The organism is Streptococcus bovismuti (assembly GCF_042436615.2).
Lineage (GTDB): Bacteria > Bacillota > Bacilli > Lactobacillales > Streptococcaceae > Streptococcus.
Genome location: NZ_JBHMFR020000002.1, coordinates 588 through 24,146 on the forward strand (window position 1 = coordinate 588; position 23,559 = coordinate 24,146).

Genomic DNA, 23,559 nt, shown 5'->3' on the forward strand with positions numbered 1-23,559 from the left:
TATTAATAGTATGTATGCGGGTGTAGTTTAGTGGTAAAACTACAGCCTTCCAAGCTGTTGTCGCGAGTTCGATTCTCGTCACCCGCTTTGAACTTTGTTCAATTACCAAGTTTTTAACTTGGGCGCGTAGCTCAGGTGGTTAGAGCGCACGCCTGATAAGCGTGAGGTCGGTGGTTCGAGTCCACTCGTGCCCATTAATAGGAGAATTACTCAAGAGGCTGAAGAGGACGGTTTGCTAAATCGTTAGGTCGGGTAACTGGCGCAAGGGTTCGAATCCCTTATTCTCCGTTTTATTGAGAGTTTATAACTCTTTTTTTGTTTTTTTAAGAATAGAGAATAAAAACTTCAGATTTGTAAAACTTAATTGGATTACTTATCTGAAGTTTTTTGCGCTCTTTGTCAACTGTAGTGGGCTGCAGAAAAGCTAAAATCTTTATATATTGTCGATTTTATGGTTGTGCTAGTTTATTATTACTTCCAACTCTTGAGTGAAATTTCTCCGCTATTGAGCCAGATTTCTTTTCCGTTATCACATTGAACTAAAAGTTTGCCATTTTCTGAGATATCTTTAGCAAGCCCCTTGTAGTCTTTTTGATCTAGTGTGAAAGTCACTTCTTTTCCTAGAACGAAGGACTGTTTTTTGTATAGGTATAATAGCTCTTCTGCTGGTGTTTCGAAGAAAGCACGCCAGATTTCGATAATTAATTCATTTCTGGTAATAGGTGCTGGAGCTTTGAATAAACTAGCAGCTTTTTCTTTTAATTCTTGAGGAAAGTCTTTAATAGTAAAGTTGATTCCTACTCCAATATTGATATCTGTGACTAAGCCAGTTTCTACAGAGGTCATTGCTTCAGTAAGGATTCCTCCAATTTTATGATTGTTTAGGTAGATATCATTGACCCATTTTATGTCGACATCTATTAATGTTAGGTTCTTAATGGCTTTGTAGATAGCTCCTGCTACAAGTAGTGTGTAGGATGGTAATTGCTCATAGGGAAGATTTGGTTTAAGATGGAGTGTCATATAAATGCCACCTTGGGGTGAGTAGAAAGAACGTTGAAAACGGCCTCGCCCTGCTGTTTGATAGGAAGCTAGATAGAGGGTGTTTGCTTCATTTCCTAAATCAATTGCTTCTTTTGCATCGAGTTGTGTTGATCTTGTTTCGTGTTTAAAACTGACTTTAATTGGAAGGTTTTCTTCTAGAAGTTCTGGAAGAATAAGGTCTCCATTCACCAGTTTATAGCCTTTGTTTTTGATACTATCAATTTCAATGCCTTCTTGTTCTAGACGCTTGATGGCTTTCCAAATTGACGTTCGGCTTAGAGATAGTTCTTCTGCGATTTTTTCTCCGCTGATATAGTCGGTTTCTTTAGCTAGAATCTGGTAGACAGCTTGGTAGGATTTCATAGTGTTTCCTTTCTCACTAGTTGGTATTTCGAATGTTCTTTTCTTGTATGACTTGGAGTCTGATTAAAGTATTGTTTATAAGCTTTAGAAAAATTGAGTGGATCTGAAAAACCTACTGAGTACGCAATTACCTTGATAGACTCTTGGGTATTTTCGAGAAGTTGTTTAGCTCGGTGCATTCGAACGTAAAGTAGGTATTCTTTGGGTGATAAGGTATTAAATTCTTTGAATACGCTTGATAAGTAGCTTCTGTGAACTGATAGCTCTTTTGCTAAATCTTGAATTGTAAGTGATTGAGGATAGTGGCTATCAATTAATCGTTTGCATTCAAGATAGAGTTGGTGGGTTGATGAAATATTCTTTTTCTTCTGATTGGGAGCAATAGTTCCCAGATGGAACATCAGTTCATGGAGTTGTCCCATGATATGGAGTTGAGCTAATGCATTGGATTTTGTAATCTGAGCGAAGCGGACAATGTCTGAAATGAGTTTTGCAGTAGTCTGGGTATGACAAGTTTCAGATTTTATGAGATAGGATTGGTCAGAAATTTGAGAAAGAGCAAAATAGTCAGGAGCTTTCCCTCCAGTGATTCCTAACCAGTAGTAGGCCCAAGGTTTTTCACTATCAGCTTGATAAAAGGTTAGTTCATCTGGTTTTAATAGAAAGAAATCCCCTTCTTTTAAATCAACAATTTTACCCTTGTAATGAAATTTTCCTTGCCCTTTAGTAATATAATGTAAAACGTATGTATCACGAATAGCTGGACCAAAAGAGTAATTAGGTGTGCATTCCTCATATCCATAAAACCTTAGGGAAAGATCGATTGTTCCAGTCTGGTATTCTGAAAAAACTAGCATGTGCTACCTCCTACCTAACATTTTACCATATTCTTGAGACATTTTTCTATTTTAGAAAGCGATTTCAGATGATAAAATAGAATCAAGAAAGTGATGAGGTGAAGTAAATGGGAGTGAGGATAGAGCATAATCTATTTTATGTTGAGAGTAAAAATTTAAGTCTGATCATTGAAAATCGTGATGGCTACTTACTATTGAAACATTTAGGAAAGACTATTAAGAACTATAAAGGTTCCAATAGTATTTATGAACGAGATCATGCCTTTTCAGGAAATCCAACAGCTAATAATCGAACGTTTAGTTTGGACACACAACGTCTGATTTTCGGACAACATGGCTTAGGAGATTTTAGAAAATCAACTTTACAGGTTCAGCATAGTGTAACTGAAGTAACAGATTTTCGATTGGTAGAAGCAAAGATTATAAAAGGTCAGAATGGACCACAGGGCTTACCTTCTCCACATAGCATAGATAATACAGAGACTCTTGCTTTGATGTTAGAAGATTCTAAGGCGCAACTTAGTCTGACTTTGTATTATACTGCTTTTGATAATGATTCGACTATTGCTAGCTACAGTAAATTAGAGAATAATAGTAATCAGGAAGTTGTCATCCATAAAGATTTTTCTTTTATGGCTGATGTTCCAGCTGCGAATTACGAAATCGTAACTTTGCAGGGAGCTTATGCTCGCGAAAAGACTGTTCGACGTCAACAGGTAGAACAAGGAATCTTTTCGATTGGTTCGAACCGTGGTGCTTCTGGTCATGCCCAAACACCAGCTTTTCTATTATGTGATCAAGGAATCACAGAAGATGCTGGGAATGTGTTTGCTATTCAACTAATGTATAGTGGAAACTTTGAAGCTTTTGTTCAAAAGAATCAATTGAATGAAGTTCGGTTAGCGATTGGGATTAATCCGGAAAACTTTTCTTGGAAGTTAGACCCTGAGGAATACTTTGAAACACCGGTAGCTTTAGTGACCTATTCAGATAAGGGATTAACTGGTATTAGTCATGAAAGTCAGAATTTTGTACTGAAGCACATTCTGCCAAGTAAATTTTCTAAAAAAGAACGTCCAATTCTAATCAATAACTGGGAAGCTACCTACTTTGACTTTCATAGAGAAAAACTGTTAGAGTTAGCAGATGAAGCTAAGAAAGTTGGCATTGAACTTTTTGTATTAGATGATGGTTGGTTTGGTAATCGCTTTGATGATAACCGTGCTTTAGGTGATTGGGTTGTTAATGAGCAAAAACTTGGTGGCAGTCTAGAAAGTCTTATTTCAGATATCCATGAAAGAGGTCTACAGTTTGGACTTTGGTTCGAACCTGAGATGATTTCTGTTGATAGTGATTTGTATCGTAAACATCCTGACTGGGCTATTCAGGTTCCTGGCTATGACCATACCTATTCTAGGAATCAATTAGTACTTAATCTTGCTAATCCTCAGGTAGTAGAATACTTGAAAAATGTCTTAGATGAACTCTTATCTTATCATGCGATTGACTACATCAAATGGGATATGAATCGTAATATTACTAACCTGGGGAATGGTTCGAACTATCTAGAGACACAGATGCAATCTCATCAGTACATGCTGGGACTTTATGCAGTTGTCGCTTATCTGACAGAGAAGCACAGCCATATTCTCTTTGAGTCCTGCTCTGGTGGGGGTGGACGAAATGATCTTGGTATGATGCGCTATTTCCCACAAGTCTGGGCTAGTGATAATACTGATGCTATTGCACGTTTACCAATTCAATACGGGTCATCTTATCTCTATCCAACCATTTCTATGGGTGCCCATGTGTCAGCAGTACCGAATCATCAGATGGGACGAATGACACCATTAGAAACACGTGGTCATGTTGCAATGATGGGAAATTTGGGCTATGAGCTTGATTTGACAAGTCTGATTGAGAAAGAAAAAGAAGACATTAGAATGCAGGTAAACTTGTACAAAGAATTACGACCAGTAGTTCAGTTAGGACAGCAGTATAGGCTAATTAATCCCGATGCTGAATCAAATGAAGCAGCTGTACAATTTAACTACGGAAATCAAACGATTGTAACCTACGTTCGCGTTTTATCAGTTGTAGAGACCATGGAAACAACTTTAAAGTTAAAAGATTTGGTTGAAGAGGGACTATATGAATTACAGGAAAATGGAGAAGTTTACTCAGGTGCAGAACTCATGTATGCAGGTTTAACTGTTATCTTATCCCAAGGAGATTTTTTGAGTAGACAGTATATTTTTAGAAGACTATAATAAGGGTGTATAAATTTATAAAGGAGGCTTTCCAATGAAATGGTATAAGAAAGCAGGTTTTCTTTTAGTCGCTGGGGCTAGTTTACTAGGCCTAGTAGCTTGTGGTCAGAATAATCAATCGACTGATGGAAAGGTAACGATTGAATTTTTTAACCAGAAGACCGAAATGGCGGATACTTTGCAAAAAATTGTAGATGATTTTGAAAAGGATCATCCTACTATTGATGTAAAACTGACGACTGTTCCGGCAGCTGGAATTGTTCTGAAGACTCGTATCTTATCAGGAGATGTCCCAGATATTATCAATATCTATCCTCAAAATATGGATTTCCAAGAATGGGCAAAAGCAGGTTATTTTGCAGATATGACAGGAAAGTCCTATCTTGAGAATATCAAGAATGATTATGCCGAAAAGTATGCAATCAATAACAAGATTTATAGTGTACCTTTAACTGCTAATCTTTATGGAATCTATTACAATAAAACAAAGTTTAAAGAATTAGGACTAAAGGAGCCGAAGACTTTTAAAGAGTTCCAAGAGATTGTTAAAAAGATAAAAGATAGTGGGAATTATCCGTTTGCAGTTGCAGGCAATGAAGGCTGGACATTAAATGGTTACCACCAACTTTCTTTCATTACTCTTACAGGTAGTGGAGACGCGGCTAATAACTACCTTCGCTTTTCAAAACCAAATGCTATATCCACAGATGATCCTATTTTAAAAGCAGATGCAGAACGACTAGATTTATTGGCAGATAATGCTCAAGATGGTTGGCGTGGTGCTTCTTATAATGATGCGGTAGTAGCATTTTCGAACGAAACAGCCTTGATGATGCCACAAGGATCGTGGGCGTTAGCCGCAATTAATCAACAGGATCCAAAATTTGAAGTGGGGATGTTTGCCTTCCCAGGAGAAGAAGTAGGAAAAGAAGTCACTGTTGGTGCAGGGGACATGGCATTATCAACTTCAGCTACTACTAAACATCCGAAAGAAACCGAAGAATTTATCAGCTATATGACTAGTCCAAAAGCTATGCAGTCATACTATGATGTAGATGGATCACCAGTTGCGGTGAAAGGCATACAGGAAAAAGAAGATTCAGCGCTTGCAGATATTTCTAAACTGGCATTTACGGACAAACATTATGTTTGGTTGGGTCAACGCTGGAACTCTGAAGAAGACTTTTTTAATCTAAGTGCAGGTTACCTGATAGATAAAAATCTGAAAAATATGGCAAATAATCTCAATGCTTTCTTTAATCCAATGAAGGCAGATTTGGACTAGAATAGGAGTTAAGATGATATGGCTATTCGAAAATTTTTAAATAAATACTGGGGTTGGACTTTTTTAGTCATCCCGCTTGCTTTACAAGCTATCTTCTTTTACTTTCCTATGGTGCAGGGTGCTTTCTATAGTTTGACTAACTGGACCGGATTGACCTATAATTATAAATTTGTTGGTTTGAATAACTACAAATTGCTAATGATTGATGGCAAATTCTTCACAGCTATAGCTTTTACTTTGATTTTAACCTTGGCATTGATTATTGGAGAGATTTCGATTGGGATGGTTGTGGCTCGAGCCTTAAATTCTAAGATGAAAGGGCAGACCTTCTTTAGAGCTTGGTTCTTTTTCCCAGCTGTTTTGTCTGGTTTGACAGTTTCCTTGATTTTTAAACAATTCTTCAACTATGGTCTTCCAACAATTGGAAAGATTTTAGGAATTAGTTTTTTACAAGAAAGTTTACTTGGGACACCTGTTGGAGCAGTGGTAGCAACTATTTTTGTTCTCCTATGGCAAGGAGTAGCAATGCCAATTATTCTCTTTCTTGCTGGTCTTCAAAGTATTCCAAGTGATATTTTAGAAGCTGCATCAATTGACGGTGCAACAAGTAAACAAACCTTTTGGAAGATTGAATTACCATATTTGTTACCAACAATTTCTATGGTTTTCATTCTGGCTCTTAAGTCCGGTTTGACAGCCTTTGACCAAATTTTTGCCTTGACGAGTGGTGGTCCAAATAATGCTACAACGTCTCTTGGCCTTTTAGTCTACAACTATGCTTTCAAGAGTAATCAATATGGATATGCGAATGCAATTGCCTTGATTTTATTCTTAATTATTGGAATTGTATCCCTTATCCAAATCAAACTATCAAAGAAATTTGAAATCTAATAGAGGAGTCCCACACATGAAAAAAGAAGAAAAATTGAATCAGTTTTGGAAATATGTCCTCTTGATAGTAGGTGGTATTCTTATACTTGTTCCTTTGTTGGTAACGGTTTTTAGTTCCTTCAAGACAACCAAGGATATCATGAATCATTTCTTTAGTTTGCCTAATCCTTTTACATTAAGTAATTATGAACGCTTGATTTCGGATGGGATTGGAGGCTATTTCTGGAATTCAGCTGTTATTACGGTGTTATCATTGATTGTAGTAGCCTTTTTTATACCAGCTGCAGCCTATTCCATTGCTCGAAATATGTCCAAGAAAAAAGCCTTTGCAATTATGTATTCGCTCTTGATCTTAGGGATATTTGTTCCATTTCAGGTGATTATGATTCCTATCACAGTTATGATGAGCAAACTTGGCCTGGCAAATATGTGGGGGTTGGTACTACTTTATCTAACTTATGCAATTCCACAGACCCTCTTCTTGTATGTTGGTTATATTAAAATCAGTGTACCAGATAGTTTAGATGAAGCTGCAGAAATTGATGGGGCTGATCGATTTACAACTTACCGTCGAATTATCTTTCCAATGCTGAAGCCCATGCATGCTACAACCTTGATTATCAATGCATTATGGTTCTGGAATGACTTTATGTTGCCATTGTTAATTTTGAATAAGGATTCCAAGATGTGGACTTTGCCTCTCTTCCAGTACAACTACCAAGGTCAGTATTTTAATGACTATGGGCCAAGTTTTGCATCCTATATTGTGGGAATTGTAACAATTACTGTCGTCTACCTCATCTTCCAAAAACATATTATTTCAGGAATGAGCAACGGAGCAGTGAAGTAAGAAGAACTCATGGAATCTATAGTCTTTGACACAGAGGAAGGATTCAGCTAGTTGACAATTTTATGTGAAAACAAGAAAGTAGTACTTAGTTTATTGAAGTCTATATTTAGTACGAGTTTGATGATAAACAGAGATTTAATACTCAATGAAAATCAAAGAGCAAACTAGGAAGCTAGCCGCAGGTTGCTCTTGAGGTTGCAGATAAAGCTGACGTGGTTTGAAGAGATTTTCCAAGAGTATAACATGAATTTGATTTACGAAGCCAAGTCATATGAGACTTGGCTTCAATTAGAAAAAGGAGAGTAATTATGCCAATTCAGAATAAAACCATGTTGATTACCTATTCAGATAGTCTTGGAAATAATCTTAAAGACTTATATGATAATTTGGAAGAGCATTTTGGAGATGCTATTGGGGGAGTTCACCTTCTACCATTTTTCCCATCAACAGGTGATCGTGGATTTGCGCCAGTTGACTACGACGAAGTGGATTCAGCTTTTGGTGATTGGGAGGATGTTAAGCGTTTAGGTGAGAAATATTATCTTATGTTTGACTTTATGATTAATCATATTTCTCGTCAATCCAAGTATTATAAGGACTATCAAGAAAAACATGAAGCCAGTGAATTTAAAGATCTCTTTTTAAACTGGGATAAGTTTTGGCCAGAAAACCGTCCGACACAGTCTGATGTAGATTTAATTTACAAGCGTAAGGATCGTGCACCAAAGCAAGAGATTGTGTTTGAAGATGGTTCAGTGGAACATTTGTGGAATACCTTTGGTGAGGAGCAGATTGATCTTGATGTGACCAAAGAAGTAACGATGGAATTTATCCGTAAGACCATTCAGCACTTGGCAAGTAATGGGTGTGATTTGATTCGTCTAGATGCCTTTGCATATGCAGTGAAGAAATTGGATACCAATGATTTCTTTGTGGAACCAGATATTTGGGATTTATTGGACAAAGTTCGAGATATTGCTGCTGAATATGGGACAGAGCTCTTACCTGAGATTCATGAACACTATTCGATTCAGTTTAAAATAGCGGAGCATGATTACTATGTTTATGATTTTGCTCTTCCAATGGTGACACTCTATACTCTTTACAGTTCCAGAACAGAGCGTTTGGCTAAGTGGTTAAAGATGAGCCCGATGAAGCAATTTACGACACTAGATACCCATGATGGGATTGGAGTAGTAGATGTTAAGGATATCCTGACCGATGATGAGATTGACTATGCTTCAAATGAACTCTATAAGGTTGGAGCTAATGTCAAACGTAAGTACTCCAGTGCCGAGTATAACAATTTAGATATCTACCAAATCAATTCAACTTACTATTCTGCGCTTGGAGATGATGATGTCAAGTATTTCCTTGCCCGTTTAATTCAAGCTTTTGCCCCAGGTATTCCCCAGGTCTACTATGTGGGGCTACTAGCAGGAAAGAATGACTTGAAACTATTAGAAGAAACTAAAGAAGGTCGAAATATTAATCGTCATTACTATAGCAATGAGGAAATATCAGAAGAAGTCCAACGTCCTGTGGTGAAGGCCCTTCTCAATCTATTTTCTTTCCGAAACCGTTCAGAAGCCTTTGATTTAGAAGGGACTATTGAGATAGAGACACCAACAGCCCACAGCATTGTAATCAAACGTCAAAATAAAGATAAGTCCGTAACAGCAGTAGCAGAAATTGATTTGCAAAATCAGACTTATCGAGTAATTGAGAACGGAATTGAAGTAACATTTTGAAGCCTTGATATGGTTGATAAAATAGGGTTTTTATTTTAGAAAACGTTTCCTTTCTTTTCAAATTGCTAAAAAAGTGGTACAATATAGGATAGCTTACTATTATCTGAATCAGTTGATTTGGAGAGAAAGGATTCATTTTGAAATCAATAGGCTTTATTGAAAAGCTGAAAGGGTTGTCTAATAAAGAGCTGATTTTATTAGGAATTATCCTGAGTATCTTTTTACCCTTTTATCTTTTTGTAGTTGTATTCTGTTTATATATTATCAGTTTGATTTTTACAGGAGACATGAAAAGTATTCTTCAGAAGATGGGGGAGCATCCGATGCTGCTTCTTTTTCTTGGCTATAGTACTGTAATATCCATTTTTGCACAAAATTGGATGGGAGTTGTAGCTTCAGTAGGAATTTTTTTATTTACTGTTTTCTTTTTGCATTATCAGTCGATTTTATCACATAAATTCTTTCGATTGATTTTGCAGCTCGTCTTGTTTGGTAGCGTCTTGTCAGCTGCTTTTGCGAGTTTAGAACATTTCCAAATTGTGAAGAAATTTAACTATGCTTTTCTTTCACCCAATATGCAGGTGTGGCATCAGAATCGTGCAGAAGTGACCTTCTTTAATCCTAATTATTATGGAATTATTTGTTGTTTCTGTATCATGATTGCTTTCTATCTGTTTACAACGACCAAATTGAATTGGTTGAAAGTATTCTGTGTGTTTGCAGGCTTTGTGAATCTCTTTGGTTTGAACTTTACTCAAAATCGAACTGCCTTTCCTGCTATTATTGCTGGAGCCATTATTTATCTCTTTACGACCATTAAAAACTGGAAGGCCTTTTGGCTTAGTATTGGGGTCTTTGCGATTGGCTTGAGTTTCCTCTTTTCCAGTGATTTAGGAGTTCGGATGGGGACTTTAGACTCTTCTATGGAAGAACGCATTTCTATCTGGGATGCTGGGATGGCCTTGTTTAAGCAAAATCCTTTCTGGGGTGAAGGGCCATTGACCTACATGCACTCGTATCCTCGGATAAATGCTCCTTATCATGAACATGCTCACAGCCTTTATATTGATACGATTCTGAGTTACGGAATTGTGGGGACCATTTTATTAGTTTTGTCTTCTGTTGCTCCTGTTCGCTTGATGATGGATATGAGTCAGGAGTCGGGGAAACGTCCGATTATCGGCCTTTATCTATCTTTCCTTACAGTGGTTGCTGTGCACGGAATCTTTGACTTGGCCCTCTTCTGGATTCAGTCAGGTTTCATTTTCTTGCTAGTTATGTGCAGTATTCCGTTGGAGCATCGAACATTGGTATCGGACATGACGGATTAAGTTTATTAGATTCAAATCTTCTACCTTGGGTGGGAGATTTTTTTGCTAGGAAAAATTATTTCCAAATCGAAATAGTTGACAGTTGGAACTATGAGTGTTACAATTGTTTTATTCATTTCGATATCGAAATAAATTGGAGGTGTTATGAAAGATAGTCATTTGGTAGCCCATCATATTCGTTTGTTGAATGGGCGGATTTTTCAAAAGTTACTGAGCCAAGACCCTGAAGCTCTTTATCGGAGTGAGCAGGGAAAGATTTTAGCGGTTTTATGGAATAGTAAAACTGGCTGCGCAACTGCGACAGATATTGCTCTGGAAACTGGGCTTGCTAACAATACACTGACGACGATGATTAAAAAGCTAGAGGAACAAAATCTTGTAACTATTAGTCCATGTGGAGAAGATAAGCGTAAGAAGTATTTGGTTTTAACAGAGTTGGGGCAGTCTCAGAAAGAAGTGGGGCATCGTGTCAGTCAGAAATTGGATACGATATTTTACAAAGGATTTTCAGAGGAAGAAATTCGTCAGTTTGAAGCCTTTCAAGAAAGAATTTTGGCTAATCTGAAAGAGGAGGAAAATGAGGTTTAAAATGGAGCAAATTAGCTGTTTATAAGTAAAGGCCACTTTTGACTTTGTTTTCCAACTCTTAGGACAAGGAAACTATGTGGTTAGCTATGGTCAGACTCAGATTGGTGGAGTTGCCTATGCCCAGTACGATATCTTCCGTCTAGAAAACGGGAAAATTGTGGAACATTGGGACAATAAGGAAGTCATGCCTAAGGTAGAAGATTTGACCAATCGAGGGAAGTTTTAAATTGAGGATACAGAATGATTGAATACAAAAATGTGGCGCTACGCTACACAGAAAAAGATGTCTTGAGAGATGTTAATTTACAGATTGAGAATGGGGAGTTCATGGTTTTAGTTGGGCCTTCTGGGTCAGGTAAGACGACTATGATTAAGATGATTAACCGTCTCTTGGAACCAACTGATGGAAATATTTATATGGATGGAAAGCGCATCAAAGACTATGATGAGCGTGAACTCCGACTTTCTACTGGATATGTTTTACAGGCTATTGCTCTCTTTCCTAATCTAACAGTTGAGGAAAATATTGCCCTGATTCCTGAGATGAAGGGATGGACTAAGGAAGAAATTGCGAAGAAAACAGAAGAGCTTTTGGCAAAGGTTGGTTTACCAGTAGCTGAGTATGGGCATCGTTTGCCTAGTGAATTATCTGGTGGAGAACAGCAGCGTGTTGGAATTGTACGGGCTATGATTGGTCAACCCAAGATTTTGCTCATGGATGAACCCTTTTCAGCCTTGGATGCTATTTCGAGAAAACAGTTGCAGGTTCTTACTAAAGAATTGCATAAAGAGTTTGGGATGACAACTATTTTTGTGACCCATGACACGGATGAAGCTTTGAAGTTGGCGGACCGTATTGCTGTCTTGCAGGACGGAGAGATTCGTCAGGTGGCGAATCCTGAGACCATTTTAAAAGCTCCTGCAACAGACTTTGTTGCAGACTTGTTTGGAGGTAGTATTCATGACTAATTTAATTGCAACTTTTCAGGATCGTTTTAGTGATTGGTTGACAGCCCTATCTCAACATTTGCAGTTGTCACTTTTGACCTTGTTACTAGCCATTTTGCTTGCGATTCCCTTGGCTGTTTATCTTCGCTATCATGAGAAGTTAGCGGATTGGGTTTTGCAGATTGCAGGGATTTTCCAGACCATCCCGTCTTTGGCCCTGTTGGGTCTCTTCATTCCCTTGATGGGAATTGGAACCTTGCCGGCTTTGACAGCTCTAGTGATTTATGCGATCTTTCCGATTTTGCAAAATACCATCACTGGGCTGAAGGGAATTGATCCGAGTTTGCAAGAGGCTGGGATTGCCTTTGGGATGACCAGATGGGAACGTCTCAAGAAGTTTGAAATTCCACTTGCCATGCCTGTTATGATGTCTGGGATTCGGACGGCGGCTGTCTTGATTATCGGTACGGCAACCTTGGCGGCCTTGATTGGGGCAGGGGGACTAGGTTCCTTTATCCTTTTGGGAATTGACCGTAATAATGCCAGTCTGATTTTGATTGGGGCCCTTTCTTCTGCAGTGCTGGCTATTGCCTTTAACTTCCTACTAAAAGTGATGGAAAAAGCAAAATTGCGGACGATTTTTTCTGGTTTTGCCTTAGTGACCATATTGCTCGGTCTGTCTTATAGTCCAGCTCTTTTGGCTCAAAAAGAGAAAGAGAACTTGGTTATTGCTGGGAAATTGGGTCCAGAACCAGAAATCTTGGCCAATATGTATAAGTTGCTAATTGAAGAAAATACCAGCATGACTGCGACTGTTAAACCGAATTTTGGGAAAACAAGCTTTCTCTATGAAGCTCTGAAAAAAGGCGATATTGACATTTATCCTGAATTTACTGGTACGGTGACTGAAAGTTTGCTGCAACCATCACCGAAAGTGGGTCATGAGCCAGATCAGGTTTATCAGGTAGCGCGTGATGGCATTGCCAAACAGGATCATCTATCCTATCTCAAACCTATGTCTTATCAAAATACCTATGCTGTAGCTGTTCCGAAAAAGATTGCTCAAGAATATGGCTTGAAGACCATTTCGGACTTGAAAAAAGTGGAAGGGCAGTTGAAGGCTGGATTTACTCTCGAGTTTAATGACCGTGAAGATGGCAATAAGGGCTTGCAATCAATGTATGGTCTCAATCTCAATGTAGCGACCATGGAACCAGCCCTTCGCTATCAGGCTATTCAGTCAGGTGATATTCAAATCACGGACGCCTATTCGACCGATGCGGAATTGGCACGTTATGATTTACAGGTATTGGAAGATGACAAGCAACTCTTCCCACCTTATCAAGGGGCTCCACTCATGAAAGAAGTTCTTCTCAAGAAACATCCAGAGTTGGAAACAGTTCTCAATAAATTGGCTGGTAAAATTACTGAAAGCCAGATGAGCCAGCTCAACTACCAAGTCGGTGTTGAAGGCAAGTCAGCAGAGCAAGTAGCCAAGGAGTTTCTACAAGAACAAGGTTTGTTGAAGAAATAGTTTGAAAATGTCAAACTCAACTTTGTTAAACGACCATATAGAAAACTGCTCAGACAATGTCGTCTGGGCTTTTTTGATTGTTGAAAAGATGAAAACTCAGTAGCCTAGAAATAAGGCAACTGAGCTCTACTCTGTATTCAATTTTTAGGAATGAGAAGGTCTAGATAAAACTGGACAACTTCCTGGTATGTAAAGTCTTGTCCTTTTTTGAGCCACCAGGTCAATGTCTCGATAAAGTTGGACACGACCAAGTGTTGGAGGTAAGAAGTAGGCAGATTAGTGTGGGCTTCTTTTAACTCATCAGCCAACATGGGATAGACATGGTGTTCTAGCTCTTTATGGAGTTGACGGAGGAAGTAGTCATTTTTGGAAAATAGCAGACTGGTAACATGGTCCTGGTTTTTCTGAAAATGTAAAAAGATATGTGCGAGGTAGTCCTCGGTAGTAAAGTGTCCTTCCCTTTCAAAGAGATGATGAAAGAGGTAGCGACAGAGCTCATCTAAAAGGAGTTCCTTGCTTTCATAGTGACAGTAAAAAGTAGAACGCCCAACATCTGCTAGGTCAATGATATCCTGAACAGTAGTGGCATCATAGCCTTTGTCGTTCAAAAGTTGTAAAAAAGCTTGATAGATGGCTTTTTTCGTCTTGCTGACTCGACGGTCTCTTTTTGGCATGTAGACACTTGAGACAAACTGTTCAGAACTGAACATGGCTGACAGTTTGCTTCTATCCTTTCTTTGAATTTTATTAGATAATACAAATGAAAGAAGTATGTATATACCCATTATACCAAAGGAGGGAGAGAAATGAGTTCTAAAACATCTATCTGGTTAGCTTTTTTCTTAAATTTAAGCTATGCGATTGTTGAGTTTATCGCAGGAGGAATCTTTGGTTCGAGTGCAGTTCTTGCTGATTCCGTTCATGACTTGGGAGATGCTATAGCCATTGGCATCTCAGCCCTTTTAGAAACAATTTCAAACCGTGAAGAAGATAGACAGTACACCTTGGGTTACAAACGTTTTAGTCTTTTAGGAGCCATGCTAACGGCTGTGATTCTTATGATAGGGTCTGTCCTAGTGATCTTGGAAAATGTCACAAAGATTGTTCACCCGCAACCCGTCAATGAGGAAGGCATCCTCTGGCTGGGAATCATTGCAGTAGCCATTAATGTGCTAGCAAGTCTGGTAGTTCGTAAGGGGAAAACAAAGAACGAGTCAATTCTTAGCCTGCATTTTTTGGAAGACACTCTTGGTTGGTTGGCCGTCATTCTAATGGCGATTATTCTTCGATTTACGGACTGGTATATCCTCGATCCGCTTTTATCACTAGTTATTTCTATCTTTATTCTGTCGAAAGCCATTCCTCGCTTTTGGAGCGCACTGAAAATTTTCCTAGATGCTGTGCCAGAAGGAGTCGAGACAAGTGATTTGGAGAAGGATTTAGAGGCTCTACCCAATGTCAACAGTGTCAATCAACTTAGCATTTGGTCCATGGATGGTCTAGAGAATAATGCTATTGTTCACATTTGTATCAAGGACTGGGAACAGATGATGGAAACCAAAGAAGTGGTGCGTCAATGTTTAGAAGAAAGAGGCGTGCAGAATATCACTATTGAAGTAGATAGCAGTCAAAGCAATCATGCGCAACATAAGCGGAGGGTGAGAGAATTAGAGCAGAAGCATGGGCATCATTAGTACAAAGTAAAGAATGATTAAGCCCCTATGTTATTTGAAATAGAGTATTTTATTTACTGTTTAAATATTTTAAAAGTTTGATCCTATAAGTCTCTGTATAAACTTTACTTAGTTGTTTGGTAATTAAAAAAATTTTTCGATTAGATGCAAAAAGTTTGACTTGGAGTCAACTCAAAGTTGTATAATAAGATGAATGAGTTATAGTTGCTTAAATTCAGTGAAGATAATGAAAGGAGGCTAGTATATGAATATTAAATCTGCCAGCGATTTATTGGGAATTTCAGCGGATACGATTCGGTATTATGAGCGAGTTGGTCTTGTGCCACCTATTACTCGAACTGCGACTGGAATTCGTGACTTTCAAGATCAGGATATAGAAGCGCTGGAATTTATTAAGTGTTTCCGTTCGGCGGGTGTCTCTGTAGATAGTTTAGTTGACTATATGTCGCTCTACCAAAAGGGGGATGAAACGAGAGAAGAAAGGCTTGATATTTTAGAAGACGAAAAGAAAAAATTAGAGGAGCGCTTTTCTCAGTTACAGACGGCTTTAAATCGCTTAAATCTCAAAATTAAACTTTACAAGGAAGGAAAATTTTAAATGAAATCAGCAGTATATACAAAGGCAGGCAAGGTTGGACTTGCTACAATTGAACGTCCGCAAATTATAGAAGCAGATGATGCTATTATCCGCATTGTCCGTACTTGCGTTTGTGGTTCGGACCTCTGGAGTTACCGTAATCCAGAAACGAAAGCTGGACACAAAAATAGTGGACACGAAGCGATTGGGATTGTCGAAGAAACTGGGGAAGCCATTACGACGGTGAAACCAGGTGACTTTGTCATCGTCCCTTTTACACATGGATGTGGTGAGTGTGATGCCTGTCTTGCTGGCTTTGACGGTTCTTGCGATAATCATATTGGTAATAACTTGGGAGGCGATTTTCAGGCGGAATATATCCGATTCCACTATGCAAACTGGGCGCTGGTTAAAATTCCTGGACAACCTTCTGACTACACAGAAGGTATGCTAAAGTCCCTCTTGACTCTTGCAGATGTCATGCCGACAGGCTATCATGCGGCGCGTGTTGCTAATGTTCAAAAAGGGGATAAGGTTGTGGTCATTGGTGATGGGGCTGTTGGTCAATGTGCTGTCATCGCAGCTAAAATGCGTGGAGCATCGCAAATTATCCTTATGAGTCGTCATGAAGATCGTCAAAAGATGGCTCTGGAGTCGGGTGCGACAGCGGTTGTAGCTGAGCGAGGTCAAGAAGGTATTGCCAAGGTGCGTGAAATTCTCGGTGGCGGAGCGGACGCAGCACTTGAATGTGTTGGTACGGAGGCTGCTGTAGAACAGGCGCTAGGCGTTCTCCATAATGGAGGGCGTATGGGATTTGTAGGAGTCCCACACTATAATAATCGTGCTCTTGGTTCGACATTTATGCAAAATATCTCTGTAGCAGGTGGGGCAGCTTCTGCGACAACATACGATAAGCAATTTTTACTAAAAGCCGTCCTTGATGGTGATATCAATCCAGGCCGTGTTTTTACTTCAAGCTATAAATTAGAAGATATTGATCAAGCTTATAAAGATATGGATGAACGTAAGACCATTAAGTCTATGATTGTGATGGACTAAAAAAGAAAATCCTAATGGAGATTTGAGACTCTCTATTAGGATTTTTTGTCATGTTTAATTTGTGGAGTTATGGCAGAGTACTCTCTCTCAGAGTCAGTCTGGTTCCCAGCATGGTCAGGCTTGGGATTTTGCGACCGTGGAGTACTTCCTTGTTAAGAATATCCATACCTGCTCGCCCCATTTCCTCGGTATAGACGGTGATGCTGGAGAGGGGAGGATAGACCTGTTTGGTCAGGCTAGTGTCATTAAAGGAAATGAGGCTGACGCGGTCTGGTAGGCTGATTCCAGCTTCTTGTAGGGCACGGAGGGCACCGATGGCTAAACTATCGCTAGCTGCAAAAAATGCTGGTGGCAGTTGGTCTCCTAAGCTCTGAATGGCCTCCTTCATCAAGTCATAGCCAGACTGGGCAGTAAAGCTTCCTTGAAAGACCAGTTCATCATGATAGATTCCCTTTGTTTGACTGTAGTTCCTAAAATTTTCAAGTCGCTTGTCCTGAATGATTTCTTCTTGGTCAGTTGTCTCCTCAAGACCTGTTAGAATCCCGATACGGTCCATTCCTTGGCTGAGGAAATAATCGACAACCTGTTTCATAGCAGTGTAAAAGTCCGTGATAATGCAAGTATGTCCTAGTGAAAGTGTATCGCTGTCTAGAAAGACAAGAGGCTTTTGGTATTCTTCGAAGGCAGTAATCTGTGCTCGGCTAAACTTTCCGATGCAGAGAATCCCAATCACTTCCTCGCTCAGGGTAAAAGGATGGTCATTGAAATAGCGCAAGATATCATAGTCCAACTCTTGGGCTCTTTTTTCTATTCCTAGGCGAATCTGGTAGTAGTAGAGGTCGTCTAGCTCTCCTTGTTCACTGACCCATTGGATAATGGCAATCTTTTGCTTGGGTTTGTGGGACTCTCCTGTCTTGAGGTGCTTGGTGTAACCCAGCTCTTCAGCAACGGTTAAAATACGGTGTCTGGTTTCTTCTGTAACAGATAGGCTCTGGTCGCGGTTGAGAACGCGGGATACGGTCGCGATAGAGACAGAGGCTAGCTGTGCAATGTCTTTTAAGGTAGCCATAAATCCTCCTTCTTTTAAGTTAGTATATCATATTTTTCTACCTTTTACCGATAGTTTAGTAAAATTTTAGTAAAAAGGATTGACCTTGGAAAATCCCTTGGATACAATAGAAGAAAACGATTACACGTTAAGACGACTTAACGGACAGTAAAAGGAGAAATCATATGACACAACATCTTACTGCTGAAGCTCTTCGTAAAGACTTCTTTGCTGTTTTTGGTCAAGAAGCAGACCAAACCTTCTTTTCACCAGGCCGCATTAATTTGATTGGTGAACACACGGACTATAACGGTGGACATGTTTTCCCAGCAGCTATTTCCTTGGGAACTTATGGGGCGGCTCGCAAGCGTGACGACCGAGTCTTGCGTTTCTACTCAGCCAACTTTGAGGACAAGGGCATCATCGAAGTTCCTCTTGCTGACCTCAAGTTTGAAAAAGAGCACAACTGGACCAACTATCCAAAAGGAGTTCTTCATTTCTTGCAAGAAGCTGGGCATGTGATTGACAAAGGTTTTGATTTTTATGTTTATGGGAATATCCCAAATGGTGCTGGTTTGTCTTCTTCTGCATCCTTGGAACTCTTGACAGGAGTCGTGGCAGAGCATCTCTTTGATTTAAAATTAGAGCGTCTCGATTTGGTTAAAATCGGAAAACAAACAGAAAATAACTTTATCGGAGTCAACTCTGGTATTATGGACCAGTTTGCTATCGGTATGGGGGCTGATCAACGTGCTATTTACTTAGATACTAACACTTTAGAGTATGACTTGGTGCCACTTGATTTGAAGGACAATGTCGTTGTTATCATGAACACTAACAAACGCCGTGAATTGGCGGACTCTAAATACAATGAACGCCGTGCTGAGTGTGAAAAAGCAGTAGAAGAACTACAAGTGGCTTTGGACATTCAAACCCTGGGTGAATTGGATGAATGGGCCTTCGACCAATATAGCTATCTGATTAAAGATGAAAATCGTTTGAAACGTGCTCGTCATGCTGTGCTTGAAAACCAACGTACCCTTAAAGCGCAAGCAGCCCTTCAAGCAGGTGATTTGGAAACATTTGGTCGTTTGATGAATGCGTCACACGTTTCCCTAGAGCATGATTATGAAGTAACTGGTTTGGAATTGGATACGCTTGTTCACACAGCTTGGGCACAAGAAGGAGTTCTCGGTGCTCGTATGACAGGGGCAGGTTTTGGCGGATGTGCCATTGCCTTGGTGCAAAAAGATTCTGTCGATGCCTTTAAGGAAGCTGTTGGCAAACACTACGAGGAAGTAGTTGGCTACGCTCCAAGCTTCTATATCGCTGAAGTTGCAGGTGGCACTCGCGTCCTTGACTAGTCAAAAGGAGGCTCTATAGTGACTTTAGTAGATAAATTTGTAACACATGTCATTTCTGAAAGTTCATTTGAGGAAATGGATCGAATCTACCTGACCAATCGTGTCTTGGCACGAGTGGGCGAAAGTGTTTTGGAGGTTGAGACCAATCTGGATAAATTGATTGACCTCAAGGACCAGCTGGTTGAGGAGTCGGTTCGATTAGAGACGATTGAGGATAGTCAGACTGCGCGTGAAATCCTTGGTGCTGAACTGATGGATTTGGTGACTCCTTGTCCGAGTCAGGTCAATCGTGACTTTTGGGCAACCTATGCCCAATCTCCTGAGCAAGCGATTGCGGACTTTTACCAACTTAGCCAGAAAAATGACTACATTAAACTCAAGGCCATTGCTAAAAATATCGCTTATCGTGTTCCATCTGACTACGGTGAACTTGAAATTACCATCAATCTCTCTAAGCCTGAAAAGGATCCGAAAGAGATTGCGGCAGCCAAGTTGGTGCAAGCTAGCAATTATCCCCAGTGTCAGCTTTGTCTAGAGAATGAGGGTTACCATGGTCGGATAAACCACCCAGCTCGCAGCAATCACCGTATTATCCGTTTTGAAATGGCTGGTCAGGATTGGGGCTTCCAGTATTCGCCCTATGCCTACTTTAATGAGCATTGTATCTTCTTAGAGGGTCAGCATCGTCCCATGGCCATTAGTCGTCAGAGCTTTGAACGCCTGCTGGCTATCGTAGAGCAGTTTCCAGGATATTTTGCTGGATCTAATGCCGACTTGCCGATTGTGGGGGGCTCTATTCTAACTCATGATCACTATCAGGGAGGCCGTCACGTATTTCCTATGGAATTGGCTCCCTTGCAAAAGACCTTTCGATTTGCAGGTTTTGAGCAGGTTAAGGCTGGGATTGTCAAGTGGCCTATGTCAGTGCTGCGTTTGACCTCGGATTCTAAAGAGGATTTGATCAACTTGGCTGATAAGATTTTGCAGGAATGGCGTCAGTATTCAGACCCTGAAGTGCAGATTTTGGCTGAGACTGATGGGACACCGCATCATACCATCACACCCATTGCCCGTAAACGCGATGGACAGTTTGAGTTGGACTTGGTCTTGCGAGACAATCAGACATCGCCAGAGCATCCTGATGGCATCTATCATCCCCACAAGGATGTCCAACATATCAAGAAGGAAAATATCGGCTTGATTGAGGTCATGGGCTTGGCAATCTTGCCACCACGTCTAAAAGAAGAGGTGGAGCAAGTCGCTAGCTATCTTGTAGGAGAAGCTGATACAGTTGCCGATTATCATCAGGAATGGGCAGACCAACTCAAAGTCCAACATCTAGACCTAACAGATAAAGAAAAAGCCCTTGAAATTGTCAAGGACTCTGTTGGTGCTATCTTTGCACGTGTACTTGAGGATGCAGGAGTCTACAAGCAAACGGAACAGGGACAAGCAGCCTTTATGCGCTTTGTGGAGCAGGTCGGAATTTTGCCAGACTAGGAGCTTTCTCCTTGCACAGTCCTATAAAAAGTAGTATCATAGTGTCGTTTGAAATATCAGGAGGAAACGATGAAAGATTTTCATTTTGACGCTATATCTGCCTTTGAAAATTACGAAATTGAAAAAATGAGAGATGGTCACGTTGTGGTGACGACCAAAGTAGTGGACTCGTCGCTCAACTACTATGGCAATGCCCATGGTGGCTATCTCTTTACCCTTTGCGACCAGATCAGTGGTTTGGTGGTCATATCTCTGGGGCTTGATGGAGTGACACTACAATCCTCTATCAACTACCTCAAGGCAGGAAAACTCGACGATGTGTTGACTATTAAAGGAGAATGTGTCCATCAAGGTCGCACAACCTGTGTCGTGGATGTGGATATTACCAATCAAGAGGGCAGAAATGTCTGCAAAGCAACCTTTACCATGTTTGTCACGGGTCAGCGGTCAGAAGAAAGACAGGTAAGGATATAGAGAAACAAAAAAAAAGAGGCTTACACCTCTTTTTCTTATTTCTTTTTATGATTTAATACGGCGTTGAGGACAATGGCAAGTAGGCTGGCGACGACGATTCCGTTTGAGAAGAACATTTGGAAGGCTGTCGGAATGCTGACAAAGAGATTACTGTTGTTGAGTCCGACACCTGCAGCGATTGATACAGCTGCGATAAGGAAGTTATGTTCATTGTTAGCAAAGTCAACACGAGCGAGGATTTGCATCCCTTGAATAGATACAAAACCAAACATCACCAGCATGGCACCGCCGAGGACAGGGCTTGGAATGATTTGGGCAAGGGCACCAAACTTAGGAAGCAGTCCAAGGAGAACCAGGAAACCAGCTGCGTAGTAGATTGGCAGGCGAGTCTTAATACCTGACAATTTAACCAAACCAACGTTTTGTGAAAATCCGGTGTAAGGGAAGGTGTTAAAGATTCCTCCGAGAAGTACGGCTAAACCTTCTGCACGGTAACCGTTACGCAGGCGCGTGCTGTCGATTGGATCTTTTGTGATATCAGACAAGGCTAGATAAACACCAGTAGACTCAACCATAGACACTGTTGCGATGATACACATCATGACAATAGATGAGATTTCAAAGGTTGGCATCCCAAAGTAGAGTGGAGTTGGGACATGGACAAGTGGTGCTGCCGTAACAGGAGAGAAGTCCACCAAACCCATGCTAGCAGCAATGGCTGTTCCAACAACTAGACCAATCAAAATGGAGATAGACTTGATAAATCCTTTGGTAAAGATGTTAATCAAGAGGATAATCAGAACAGTAATAGCGGCAAGCAAGAGACTTTGACCAGTTGGCTCTGGAACGTTATTTCCCATATTTCCAATAGCGACAGGAATCAAGGTTAAACCAATTGTTGTAATAACAGATCCTGTTACGATAGATGGGAAGAGATTGGCCACTTTTGAGAAGATGCCTGAAACAAGAACTACGTAAATCCCTGATGCGATAAGGGCGCCAAACATAGCGCCACTTCCATGGCTTTGCCCAATCATAATCAAGGGAGCGACTGATTGGAAGGCAACTCCGAGAACGACTGGGAGTCCAATACCAAAGTATTTGTTGAGTTGGAGTTGGAGGAAGGTTGCCACCCCACACATGAAGATATCTGTAGAAATCAGGTAGGTCAACTGCTCAGCTGAATAGCCAAGGGCAGTCGCAATCATGATGGGAACCAGGATGGATCCTGAGTACATGGCTAGTAAGTGCTGCAAGCCAAGAACGGCTGCTTGCGAGTGTTTTTCTTGAGTTTGCATTAGAGATCTGCCTCCTTAAAAATAACTTGACCATTTTCAAAACGATCCAAACGAGCGAGTGATAGGACAGGATAGCCTGCTTTTTCAAGCAAATCACGGCCATCTTGGAAGGATTTTTCAATCACAATACCGATAGCTTCGACTGTGGCACCAGCTTGTTCGATGATTTGAATCAAGCCTTTAGCAGCTTGTCCATTAGCAAGGAAATCGTCGATAATCAAGACCTTGTCCTCTGGTGAGAGGAATTTTCCAGCGATAGAAACAGTGCTGGTCACTTGCTTGGTAAAGGAGTAAACTTCGGCAGTTAAGATACCTTCGTTCATAGTGATGTTTTTAGCTTTTTTAGCGAAAATCATGGGAACGTTTAAGGCTTCAGCTGTAAAAACGGCTGGAGCAATACCTGACGCTTCAATGGTTACGACCTTGGTAATGCCAGCAGCAGCGAATTTTTCCGCAAAAACCTTACCAATCTCTCGCATCAAGCTAAAGTCAACTTGGTGGGTTAAAAAGGAATCCACCTTGAGGATGTTGTCACCCAAGATATGCCCATCCTTGAGGATGCGCTCTTCTAATAATTTCATAAGACCTCCTAAAGTCTAAAAGCCAGTTTACTTGTTGGTTAAATGTTTCTATGGTGATCCAGTTTGCTAGTACTATATATTTGATAAAACTAGTACGAGCGAAGCGAGTCTTATCAAATATTTCCCGTTGTAGTGGTATCATAGACAATAATCTTGTTATTGTCTATGACGGGATTTTTGAGACTTTTGGCTCAAAAATTAGGGATGAAATTCCGAAGGAAGTTGCTCCCGTCCGCACTACTTAAGGGAAAT

21 protein-coding genes, 3 tRNA genes and 1 pseudogene are annotated in these 23,559 nt (G+C 40.3%); 19 read left to right on the top strand and 6 right to left on the bottom strand.

Going from position 1 to position 23,559, the window contains the following annotated elements; all coding sequences use genetic code 11:
• Positions 1–16: 16 nt before the first annotated feature.
• From ACERDH_RS02875 to ACERDH_RS02885, 3 genes are all read left to right on the top strand, one after another.
• A tRNA-Gly gene (locus ACERDH_RS02875) sits at positions 17–87 on the top strand.
• 33 nt (positions 88–120) lie between these two features.
• Positions 121–194 (top strand) — tRNA-Ile (locus ACERDH_RS02880).
• 6 nt (positions 195–200) lie between these two features.
• Positions 201–288: transfer RNA gene (locus tag ACERDH_RS02885), tRNA-Ser, on the top strand.
• 183 nt (positions 289–471) lie between these two features.
• On the opposite strand, the gene birA is transcribed toward ACERDH_RS02885, so the two are convergent.
• Together birA and ACERDH_RS02895 are read right to left on the bottom strand one after the other, a co-directional pair.
• On the bottom strand, positions 472–1,407 hold the full coding sequence (gene birA / locus ACERDH_RS02890; RefSeq protein ID WP_386679357.1) for a bifunctional biotin--[acetyl-CoA-carboxylase] ligase/biotin operon repressor BirA: 936 nt from the start codon (positions 1,405–1,407) through the stop codon (positions 472–474).
• Positions 1,404–2,264, bottom strand: coding sequence for an AraC family transcriptional regulator (locus ACERDH_RS02895; protein WP_386679359.1), 861 nt, complete (start codon positions 2,262–2,264; stop codon positions 1,404–1,406). Before ACERDH_RS02895 ends, birA begins: the two co-directional genes overlap by 4 nt.
• Before the next feature lie 107 nt (positions 2,265–2,371).
• On the opposite strand from ACERDH_RS02895, the gene ACERDH_RS02900 reads away from it, so the two are divergent.
• The 10 genes and pseudogenes from ACERDH_RS02900 (at position 2,372) to ACERDH_RS02945 (ending at position 13,712) form a co-directional block, all read left to right on the top strand.
• Positions 2,372–4,534, top strand: coding sequence for an alpha-galactosidase (locus tag ACERDH_RS02900; RefSeq protein ID WP_386679361.1), 2,163 nt, complete (start codon positions 2,372–2,374; stop codon positions 4,532–4,534).
• 34 nt (positions 4,535–4,568) lie between these two features.
• Entirely contained in the window at positions 4,569–5,819 is a 1,251-nt protein-coding gene (locus tag ACERDH_RS02905) for an extracellular solute-binding protein (RefSeq protein ID WP_386679363.1), read from the top strand.
• An 18-nt stretch (positions 5,820–5,837) separates the two neighbouring features.
• The gene (locus tag ACERDH_RS02910; RefSeq protein WP_261046825.1) at positions 5,838–6,710 is read left to right on the top strand and encodes a carbohydrate ABC transporter permease; all 873 of its coding nucleotides are present in this window, start codon (positions 5,838–5,840) and stop codon (positions 6,708–6,710) included.
• A gap of 16 nt (positions 6,711–6,726) precedes the next feature.
• Entirely contained in the window at positions 6,727–7,560 is an 834-nt protein-coding gene (locus ACERDH_RS02915) for a carbohydrate ABC transporter permease (protein ID WP_386679365.1), read from the top strand.
• A gap of 308 nt (positions 7,561–7,868) precedes the next feature.
• The gene (gtfA, locus tag ACERDH_RS02920; RefSeq protein WP_386679367.1) at positions 7,869–9,311 is read left to right on the top strand and encodes a sucrose phosphorylase; all 1,443 of its coding nucleotides are present in this window, start codon (positions 7,869–7,871) and stop codon (positions 9,309–9,311) included.
• A 137-nt stretch (positions 9,312–9,448) separates the two neighbouring features.
• Complete coding sequence (locus tag ACERDH_RS02925; RefSeq protein ID WP_386679369.1) at positions 9,449–10,642, top strand: O-antigen ligase family protein; 1,194 nt, start codon at positions 9,449–9,451, stop codon at positions 10,640–10,642.
• Positions 10,643–10,786: 144 nt separating this feature from the next.
• On the top strand, positions 10,787–11,230 hold the full coding sequence (locus ACERDH_RS02930) for a MarR family winged helix-turn-helix transcriptional regulator (protein WP_386679371.1): 444 nt from the start codon (positions 10,787–10,789) through the stop codon (positions 11,228–11,230).
• A gap of 34 nt (positions 11,231–11,264) precedes the next feature.
• A pseudogene (locus ACERDH_RS02935) lies at positions 11,265–11,456 on the top strand (nuclear transport factor 2 family protein); the annotation flags it as partial.
• Positions 11,457–11,470: 14 nt separating this feature from the next.
• A complete protein-coding gene (locus ACERDH_RS02940) occupies positions 11,471–12,199 on the top strand; it encodes an ATP-binding cassette domain-containing protein (protein WP_386679373.1) in 729 nt (242 codons plus the stop codon).
• On the top strand, positions 12,192–13,712 hold the full coding sequence (locus tag ACERDH_RS02945) for an ABC transporter permease/substrate-binding protein (RefSeq protein ID WP_386679375.1): 1,521 nt from the start codon (positions 12,192–12,194) through the stop codon (positions 13,710–13,712). Before ACERDH_RS02940 ends, ACERDH_RS02945 begins: the two co-directional genes overlap by 8 nt.
• A gap of 137 nt (positions 13,713–13,849) precedes the next feature.
• On the opposite strand, the gene ACERDH_RS02950 is transcribed toward ACERDH_RS02945, so the two are convergent.
• The gene (locus ACERDH_RS02950; RefSeq protein WP_004235331.1) at positions 13,850–14,386 is read right to left on the bottom strand and encodes a TetR/AcrR family transcriptional regulator; all 537 of its coding nucleotides are present in this window, start codon (positions 14,384–14,386) and stop codon (positions 13,850–13,852) included.
• Positions 14,387–14,518: 132 nt separating this feature from the next.
• Here ACERDH_RS02950 and ACERDH_RS02955 point away from each other — a divergent pair, with 132 nt between their 5' ends.
• The 3 genes from ACERDH_RS02955 (at position 14,519) to ACERDH_RS02965 (ending at position 17,042) form a co-directional block, all read left to right on the top strand.
• Positions 14,519–15,406, top strand: a complete 888-nt coding sequence (locus ACERDH_RS02955; protein ID WP_386679377.1) for a cation diffusion facilitator family transporter — start codon at positions 14,519–14,521, stop codon at positions 15,404–15,406.
• A gap of 244 nt (positions 15,407–15,650) precedes the next feature.
• Complete coding sequence (gene nmlR / locus ACERDH_RS02960) at positions 15,651–16,004, top strand: stress response transcriptional regulator NmlR (protein WP_084937214.1); 354 nt, start codon at positions 15,651–15,653, stop codon at positions 16,002–16,004.
• Positions 16,005–17,042, top strand: coding sequence for a zinc-binding dehydrogenase (locus ACERDH_RS02965; RefSeq protein WP_386679380.1), 1,038 nt, complete (start codon positions 16,005–16,007; stop codon positions 17,040–17,042).
• A 67-nt stretch (positions 17,043–17,109) separates the two neighbouring features.
• Here the strand turns inward: ACERDH_RS02965 and galR are convergent, their stop codons facing one another.
• Positions 17,110–18,111, bottom strand: a complete 1,002-nt coding sequence (gene galR, locus ACERDH_RS02970; RefSeq protein WP_261081039.1) for a DNA-binding transcriptional regulator GalR — start codon at positions 18,109–18,111, stop codon at positions 17,110–17,112.
• A 164-nt stretch (positions 18,112–18,275) separates the two neighbouring features.
• Between galR and ACERDH_RS02975 the strand changes: the two genes are divergently transcribed.
• The 3 genes from ACERDH_RS02975 to ACERDH_RS02985 all read left to right on the top strand — a co-directional run bounded on the left by ACERDH_RS02975 (position 18,276) and on the right by ACERDH_RS02985 (position 21,428).
• Positions 18,276–19,454 (top strand): galactokinase, encoded by a 1,179-nt coding sequence (locus ACERDH_RS02975; RefSeq protein WP_386679382.1) that lies wholly within the window; start codon positions 18,276–18,278, stop codon positions 19,452–19,454.
• 18 nt (positions 19,455–19,472) lie between these two features.
• Positions 19,473–20,954 carry a UDP-glucose--hexose-1-phosphate uridylyltransferase gene (locus ACERDH_RS02980; RefSeq protein WP_386679384.1) on the top strand — a complete coding sequence of 494 codons (1,482 nt, stop codon included), beginning with the start codon at positions 19,473–19,475 and terminating at the stop codon, positions 20,952–20,954.
• Positions 20,955–21,023: 69 nt separating this feature from the next.
• Complete coding sequence (locus ACERDH_RS02985) at positions 21,024–21,428, top strand: PaaI family thioesterase (RefSeq protein ID WP_000651199.1); 405 nt, start codon at positions 21,024–21,026, stop codon at positions 21,426–21,428.
• A 35-nt stretch (positions 21,429–21,463) separates the two neighbouring features.
• Here the strand turns inward: ACERDH_RS02985 and ACERDH_RS02990 are convergent, their stop codons facing one another.
• Positions 21,464–22,726, bottom strand: coding sequence for a nucleobase:cation symporter-2 family protein (locus ACERDH_RS02990; RefSeq protein ID WP_261072902.1), 1,263 nt, complete (start codon positions 22,724–22,726; stop codon positions 21,464–21,466).
• A complete protein-coding gene (locus ACERDH_RS02995; protein ID WP_000770402.1) occupies positions 22,726–23,307 on the bottom strand; it encodes a xanthine phosphoribosyltransferase in 582 nt (193 codons plus the stop codon). Before ACERDH_RS02995 ends, ACERDH_RS02990 begins: the two co-directional genes overlap by 1 nt.
• Between the last annotated feature and the right edge of the window lie 252 nt (positions 23,308–23,559).

Coding starts and splice junctions, on each gene's coding strand:
- ACERDH_RS02995 (WP_000770402.1), bottom strand. CDS start 23,307: ATGAAATTATTAGAAGAGCGCATCCTCAAGGATGGGCATATCTTGGGT.
- ACERDH_RS02900 (WP_386679361.1), top strand. CDS start 2,372: ATGGGAGTGAGGATAGAGCATAATCTATTTTATGTTGAGAGTAAAAAT.
- nmlR (WP_084937214.1), top strand. CDS start 15,651: ATGAATATTAAATCTGCCAGCGATTTATTGGGAATTTCAGCGGATACG.
- ACERDH_RS02985 (WP_000651199.1), top strand. CDS start 21,024: ATGAAAGATTTTCATTTTGACGCTATATCTGCCTTTGAAAATTACGAA.
- ACERDH_RS02965 (WP_386679380.1), top strand. CDS start 16,005: ATGAAATCAGCAGTATATACAAAGGCAGGCAAGGTTGGACTTGCTACA.
- ACERDH_RS02940 (WP_386679373.1), top strand. CDS start 11,471: ATGATTGAATACAAAAATGTGGCGCTACGCTACACAGAAAAAGATGTC.
- ACERDH_RS02955 (WP_386679377.1), top strand. CDS start 14,519: ATGAGTTCTAAAACATCTATCTGGTTAGCTTTTTTCTTAAATTTAAGC.
- ACERDH_RS02990 (WP_261072902.1), bottom strand. CDS start 22,726: ATGCAAACTCAAGAAAAACACTCGCAAGCAGCCGTTCTTGGCTTGCAG.
- ACERDH_RS02910 (WP_261046825.1), top strand. CDS start 5,838: ATGGCTATTCGAAAATTTTTAAATAAATACTGGGGTTGGACTTTTTTA.
- ACERDH_RS02915 (WP_386679365.1), top strand. CDS start 6,727: ATGAAAAAAGAAGAAAAATTGAATCAGTTTTGGAAATATGTCCTCTTG.
- ACERDH_RS02895 (WP_386679359.1), bottom strand. CDS start 2,264: ATGCTAGTTTTTTCAGAATACCAGACTGGAACAATCGATCTTTCCCTA.
- ACERDH_RS02930 (WP_386679371.1), top strand. CDS start 10,787: ATGAAAGATAGTCATTTGGTAGCCCATCATATTCGTTTGTTGAATGGG.
- galR (WP_261081039.1), bottom strand. CDS start 18,111: ATGGCTACCTTAAAAGACATTGCACAGCTAGCCTCTGTCTCTATCGCG.
- birA (WP_386679357.1), bottom strand. CDS start 1,407: ATGAAATCCTACCAAGCTGTCTACCAGATTCTAGCTAAAGAAACCGAC.
- ACERDH_RS02950 (WP_004235331.1), bottom strand. CDS start 14,386: ATGCCAAAAAGAGACCGTCGAGTCAGCAAGACGAAAAAAGCCATCTAT.
- gtfA (WP_386679367.1), top strand. CDS start 7,869: ATGCCAATTCAGAATAAAACCATGTTGATTACCTATTCAGATAGTCTT.
- ACERDH_RS02945 (WP_386679375.1), top strand. CDS start 12,192: ATGACTAATTTAATTGCAACTTTTCAGGATCGTTTTAGTGATTGGTTG.
- ACERDH_RS02905 (WP_386679363.1), top strand. CDS start 4,569: ATGAAATGGTATAAGAAAGCAGGTTTTCTTTTAGTCGCTGGGGCTAGT.
- ACERDH_RS02975 (WP_386679382.1), top strand. CDS start 18,276: ATGACACAACATCTTACTGCTGAAGCTCTTCGTAAAGACTTCTTTGCT.